At 70.8% G+C, this 6,586-nt stretch carries 4 protein-coding genes; 2 read left to right on the forward strand and 2 right to left on the reverse strand.

What is annotated here, in order from left to right:
- A partial coding sequence (locus tag VFO68_RS01145) for an IS701 family transposase (RefSeq protein ID WP_325156219.1) occupies nt 1-656 on the forward strand: 656 nt, incomplete at its 5' end.
- A 595-nt stretch (nt 657-1,251) separates the two neighbouring features.
- On the opposite strand, the gene VFO68_RS01150 is transcribed toward VFO68_RS01145, so the two are convergent.
- Both VFO68_RS01150 and VFO68_RS01155 read right to left on the reverse strand, forming a co-directional pair.
- A complete protein-coding gene (locus VFO68_RS01150; protein ID WP_325156220.1) occupies nt 1,252-2,109 on the reverse strand; it encodes a hypothetical protein in 858 nt (285 codons plus the stop codon).
- A gap of 134 nt (nt 2,110-2,243) precedes the next feature.
- Nucleotides 2,244-2,801, reverse strand: a complete 558-nt coding sequence (locus VFO68_RS01155) for an AMIN-like domain-containing (lipo)protein (protein ID WP_422652899.1) — start codon at nt 2,799-2,801, stop codon at nt 2,244-2,246.
- Nucleotides 2,802-3,565: 764 nt separating this feature from the next.
- Here VFO68_RS01155 and VFO68_RS01160 point away from each other — a divergent pair.
- Nucleotides 3,566-6,586: AfsR/SARP family transcriptional regulator (locus VFO68_RS01160; protein WP_325156222.1), on the forward strand; the 3,021-nt coding region annotated here is incomplete at its 3' end.

A 6,586-nucleotide genomic window follows, 5' to 3' on the forward strand; every position in this document is an offset into this window, starting at 1 on the left:
CTCGGCGCATGCTCGCCCGAGCGCTGGATGCCGGTGTGCCCGCTGGATGGGTCACTGCCGACGAGGCCTACGGCGGGGACTCGAAGTTCCGGTCTTGGCTGGAAGATCGGCGGATCGGCTACGTCGTGGCCGTGCCGGCCAACCAGACCATCCCGGCGGCGGCTGGCACCTCCCGCGCTGATGTGCTGGTGGCCCACGCGCCCGGCCAGGCGTGGAAGCGCCGTAGCTGTGGCGAGGGCGCCAAAGGGCCACGCATGTTCGACTGGGCCGTCGCCGAGTTGCCGACCTACTCCGACACCACCCCCGCAGGTTGGCAACGGTGGTTGCTGGCGCGTCGCTCCCTGACCCGCAACAGCAAGGGCGAGCACGAACTGGCCTACTACTTGTGTTGCGCCCCAACAGGAACCGCCGATGACGACCTAATCCGGGTCGCCGGGGCACGCTGGGCGATCGAAGACTGTTTCCAGACGGCGAAAACCGAGGTCGGCCTGGACCACTACCAAGTCCGCCGCTACGACGCCTGGTACCGCCACATCACCCTAGCCATGCTCGCCCACACCTACCTGGCCGTGACCGCCGCTATCGCCCCAAAAGCCCTGGCGGCGGCCTCATCGCAGTCACGTTGGGCGAGGTCAAACGTCTTCTGGCACACCTGATCACCACCTTCCCCAGCCGCACCCTGACCTGGGCCTGGTCCCACTGGCGCCGACAACACCAATACCGAGCACGACAAGCCCACTACCAGCGCCGACACAGCCAAGATCACAAAGTGCCGCTGGAGTATTAGTACTGCAACGGCACTTGGTTGGTCGGTAGTTGATCTCGTGTTCGCGGAGCTGGAACGGGTGCATGAGCGGATCGCTGACCGGTTCATCCGTCCGAGCCCCGGGCCCGGGTTCGGGAGTATGTGTCTGGTCTGGTTGCCGGGCTGGAACGGAAGAACGGGTGGACGTCGGCCCGGCCGGGACGGTCTTGCGGAGGTAGTGCGCGCGGCCGGTGACCGGGTTGATCCCGGCGTAGACCCGCACCCGCAACGACCCACTGGGCAACCGGCTGATCGACCCGCGCGGCCCGCGCCGCACCGGCCCATCGTCGAGAGTTAGACAGGTGGTATTCATGTCACGATCCATGCCACAAGACTGTCTACTCGAGACGGCGATGTCGCATCGCCGCGGTGGATCCCTGTCTATCCGCCCAGGTGATCCTCGGAAGCGCCAAGTCCACCCTGCTCGCCGGTCCCGCGGGCTGAGGTCAGGACCCGCGACCCGCTGGGCTCGTGGATGTGCTGGACACCGTTTTGGTCGTGAGGTAGGTGGCGTGGCTGATGCCGAGGAGGGCGATGGCACCCTCGCTGATGCCGGGCAGCGCGGTGATCTTGGCCGAGACCGCGGCCAGGGCCGAGCCGACCGCCACCGCGTAGGAGCCGACGATGATCAGGGTGAAGTAGAACATCTGGATCTTGCCGAGATCGAGCCGTCCGATCCCGCCCACCTCCTCACTGCGGAACAGGTCCAGCCAACTCGACTGTTGCGGTGAGTCGTTGACGGCGAGGACGCCCTTGGCCATGATGCGGCCGCCGGTGGATTTCGCTTCCGCCTCGTCCGCCGCGGCCACCGAATAGTCGCCCACCTTGACGAGCGTGTCGGACTCTTCCGTCAGGTGTGCCTTGGTCAACGCCAACTCGGCGCTCTCCCGATTCGGTGTGCTCCGCGCCTTTTCCTGCTTGATCAGGCCGGCGCCGACGAGCGAGGTGACGCTGACGCCGAGCAGGATCCACAGTTCCGGCGGGATCGTGATCCCCAGCGGGTCGGCCTGGCCACCGCGGACGTTGTGCACGGCCGCCACGAAGAACGCGGACACGATGAGAACGGTCCACAGCACGGTCTGAAAGCGGGACAGGCTGACCTTGTTCCGCAGGTCGACGACGGCCCCACGACTCAGGCCGACCACCTGTTTACCCACGATCGCCAGGAACAGCATCAACAATGCCAGCACGGCGAGCCATGCCCAGATGGGAAGCAGGAACCATGCCGCGACAATGGCCAGTGGTGGAATCAGGATCAACAACACGGCCCAGTAGGCTTTGCCGGCCTTCGGTTGCGTGGACATCGTTCATCCCAAATCTGCTCAGACGCGGAAGAGCAGCTTACCCCGAAAACCACGATTTTCAGAGCCATTCGATCGTGCGCTCATCGACAAAAGCGTATTCATGGCGCACGAAATGCGGGTGCGGCGGTCGGCGGTCAGCCCACGTGGGCGATGTCGAGAACCATCTCCCGGGTGTGGTTGGTGGGGTCGAGTTGACTGGACACCTGGAACGGCACCATCGCGCTGACCCCGATCGCGATGGTGGACTGGCCCTCGAAGGAGCCGGCGAACCGGATCGCGCGCAGGCTCTTCCAGCCGGCGAGTTGGCTCTCGCCGTACAGATCGTCCCCGAAGACCGGTGGGTCGCCGGAGGCGTCGAAACCCTGGACGGGAGCGCGCACCACGACCTGCAGCGCCGCAGAACCCGCTACGGGGACCGGCTGTCCGGATCCGTCCGCGGTGACGACCGGCACGTAGCTCACGACATAGCCGACCTCCGCCGCACCGGCGATGTCCAAGACCACCCGGTCGTAACAGTCATGCCGGCCCACGCGGACCTCGACCAGCGCGTCGGTGGTCTGGGCCGGTGCCTCCCGCGCCCCGGTGCCCCACGCAGGGCGCGCAGACCGGCGCGGCCGACACCGTCGGCACGGTCGAGCCGGCCGGCGACGCGGGCGGCGGCGGTGCGCAGCCCGCCGTGAGGACGGTGCCACCTACCAGGACCGGCATGGTCGTCGTTCGCATGGCGGACTCCCGCTCTCGTTTGGTGCACAGGACGCGGCGGCCCACCTCGGGTTGCGCGGTATCCGTGCGGCCACGCAACGTATTCCGTTGCCGCGGCGACCGACCTGGCCGAGCGGATCACCGCGCTGCGGCACCAGAAAGTGGACTGGCGGGCGGAGTTGGGCTCCTCGTTGGCCCGGTTGCGCGGCGTACGCGGCGTGACTACACCGGTCAGCGGAACCGTGCTGGCGGCCACGGTCACCCTGCCGGACACCATCGAACTGACCGGCGAGACGACCATCATCGCCCGGGACGTCGTGCTGGCCATCGGCTCGGTGCGGGTGCACGGCAATCCGAACGGCTACGGCCTGAACCAGCTCTTCATCGACAACGCCGGCGGTTACGGCGGAAACCCCGGGCCTGCCGGCCCGGGCGGCAATGGTGGCTTCGGCGGCAACGGTGGCCAGGGCGGGCAGAGCCTGGAGGGCTTCTCGTGGCCGGGGCAGAACGGCTGGAACGTTCTCGGCGGCCCGTCCGGTCAGCAGGGTGGTGCCGGCCTCGCCGGCAACACCAGGGTCGACCTCCGACAGCCGCCGACGCGCCAACTCCAACGCCCCAGCGGTTGTGCGGGCTCCGGGCCGGCGGTCGTACAAACAACTTCCGCACAACCTCAACCGGGCGGCGGCCTACCCTCGGGACCACGCCGCGCCGACTCGGCGGACGGCCGGGCTGTGGGGGTGCCGTGGAGATTCGGGTGCTGGGACCGGTCGAGGCCTGGTCGGACGACGGACCGCTCGCGCTGGGCGGACGGTTACGCCGGACGCTGCTGGCGTCGCTTGCGCTGCAGGCCAACCAGGTGGTCTCGGTCGAGCAGTTGACCGCCGTGATGTGGCCGGACGGGGCGCCGCCGTCAGCTCGGGCCCGGGTTCACGATCAGGTTTTCGCGTTGCGACGGACGTTGTCGTCGGGTGGCCGGGAGTGGGACGGCTGCCTGACCACGCGGCCGCCGGGCTATGTGCTCCGGGTCGAGCCCGATCGGGTGGATCACCTGCGGTTCGCCGAGCTGGTCAGGTCCGCGCGGCGGGCGGGGGCCGAGGGCGACGGGCGGGCTGCTGTCGCGGGGTTTCGTGCCGCCCTGGCCTTGTGGCGGGGGCCGGCTCTCGGCGGGACGAACGCGGGCGGCGGGCTGAGCGCGGCGGCGCGGCGGCTGGAGGAGAGCCGGCTGGTGGCGGCCGAGGACTGTATGGCGGCCGAGCTCGCCGGGGGCGCCGGCACCGAGCTCGTTCCGGAGTTGACCGCCCTGGTCGCGGAACATCCGCTGCGGGAACGGTTGTGCGGGCAGCTGATGCTCGCGCTGTACCGCGCCGGGCGGCAGGCCGATGCGCTCGCGGCCTGGTGGGACGTGCGTGGCCGGTTGCGCGACGAGCTCGGGTTGGATCCGGGCCCGGAGCTGATGGCCCTGCACGACCGGGTGCTGCGCAACGACCGGTCGCTGCTGCGGGATGAGGCCGGGCCGGTGCGGACGAGTGCCGCCGGGCCCGAGTCGCCGCACGTGGACGTGGCCGCCGGCCGGGGCGCGGCCGTGCCCCGGGAGCTACCCGCCGATGTCCGGGGTTTCGTTGGGCGCCAGGCGGAGCTGGCGATGCTGGATGGCCTGCTCGACCGGGACGATCCCGGCACGGTGATGCGGGTCGTGGTTATCGGCGGCACCGCCGGGGTGGGGAAGACCGCGCTCGCCGTCCACTGGTCCCACCGGATCGTCGAGCGGTTTCCCGACGGCCAACTGTTCGCGGATCTGCGCGGCTACGACCGGGATCGGCCGCTGTCGCCGGCCGATGTACTCGCGGTTTTCCTGCGGGCGCTGGGTGTGGACGGTTCGGCGGTGCCGGCCGACATCGACGAGCGGGCCGCGCTGTACCGCAGCGTGCTGGCGCACCGCCGGGTGCTCGTCGTGCTCGACAACGCCGACGGCTACGACCATGTCCGACAGCTGCTGCCCGGCGGTCCGGCCTGCCAGGTGGTGGTGACCAGCCGGGAACGCATCCTGGCCCTCGGGGTCCGGCACGGGGCGGTGCGGATCGAGCTGGATCTACTATCCCCCAACGATTCGGTGGCCCTACTCGCCCGGCGGGCCGGTGATCGGGTGACGGTGGACCCGGCCGGGACGGCGGCGCTCGCCGAGCGGTGCGCGTACCTGCCGCTCGCCCTGTGCATCGCGGCGGAGTACCTGGTGATCCATCCCGCCGCGAGCGTCGCCGCGCTGACCGCGGAGTTGGCCGACGCGGACCGGCGGCTCGATCTCCTTGACGGAGAGGGGGATCGGCACATCGCGGTGCGCAACGTGCTGTCCTGGTCGTACCGGGCGCTGCCGGCCGACGTAGCCCGCGCGTTCCGCCTGTTGGGCACCGTGGTCACGGCCGAGGTCGACCGGTACGCGGCGGCCGCGCTGCTGGACACCGACGCGCGGACCGCTGCCCGGCTGCTCGACCGTCTCGGTCGCGGGCACCTGCTCCACGAACCGGTTCCCGGCCGGTACGGCATGCACGATCTGCTCCGCGGGTACGCCGCGGAGCAGTCGGACGATCTGGATGATGCCGCCGGCCGGGACGCGCACGGCCGGCTTGCCGAGCACTACCTGGCCGCGGCGTCCGCCGCGATGGATGTCATGGTCCCCCATGAGAAACACCGCCGACCGGGGGTGGCCCTGCCGGTCTGGCCGATCCCGGCGCTGGCGGACCAGGCGGCCGCGACGGCGTGGCTGGACGCGAACCGGACCAACCTGGTCGGCATCGCCGGGTACACGGCGGACCATGGCCGGCCCGAGGTCGCCGTCGCGCTGGCCGCGGTGACCTGGCGGTACTTCGACAACGGTGGCTATCACCCGGAAGCCATACGGATGCACGAGATCGCGGTGCGGGCCGGTGACGCGGCCGGTGACCGGATGGGGGTGGCCCACGCCCGCCGGCATCTCGCGATCACGCTGAGCCGGCTCGGGCAGTGCCGGGACGCGGTCAGCGAGATCGACCAGGCCCTCGCGGTATTCCAGGCCGAGGGCGACCGGGTGGCCGAGGCGGCGGCACAGAGCAGCCTCGGTTCGTTCCTGTGGCAGCTCAGCGACGGCGCCCGGGCCGAGGAATGCTTCACCCAGGCGCACGAGATCCTGGCCGGACAGGGCGAGTGGGCCCAGGCGGCGGTGGCACTGAGCAACCTTGCCGGCACGCTGATGCTGCAGGGCCGGTACGACGAGGCGATCACCCAGTCGGAGCGGGTGCTGGCCACGTTCATCGAGATCGGCGACCGGGTCGGCACCGCGCGCACCCTGGGCAACCTGGCGGAGGTCTACGAGCGGCTCGGCCGGTACCCGGAGGCGGCCGAGCACTACCACCGGTGCCTGGCCGGGTTTCGCGACATCGGCAGCCACCTCTTCGAGGGCCGGGTCCTCGGCGGCATCGCCAGCGTCACGGCGCGCCTCGGCCGGCCCGCCGAGGCGATCGACACCGGGGCCAAGGCCCTCGCCGTGACCCGGGAGTTCGGCGATCGCGAGGGCGAGGCGATGGTGCTCGACGTGCTCGGCACCGCGCACCGGCTGGCTGGCCGGCCGGACGACGCCGCGCGGTACCACGCCAGGGCCGTCGACCTCGCCGTCAAGATCGGCGACCGCGACCGCGCGGCGAGCGCCCTGATCGGGCTGGCGGCCGCCGGTGCTCCCGATGCCGCGACGCACCTTCGGGCGGCCGTCGACATCGCGCGCGAGATCCGCGACCGCCACCTCGAG

The sequence above is a fragment of the Actinophytocola sp. genome (assembly GCF_035712165.1).
Taxonomy (GTDB): Bacteria; Actinomycetota; Actinomycetes; order Mycobacteriales; family Pseudonocardiaceae; genus DASYTH01.

Coding starts and splice junctions, on each gene's coding strand:
- VFO68_RS01150 (WP_325156220.1), bottom strand. CDS start 2,109: ATGTCCACGCAACCGAAGGCCGGCAAAGCCTACTGGGCCGTGTTGTTG.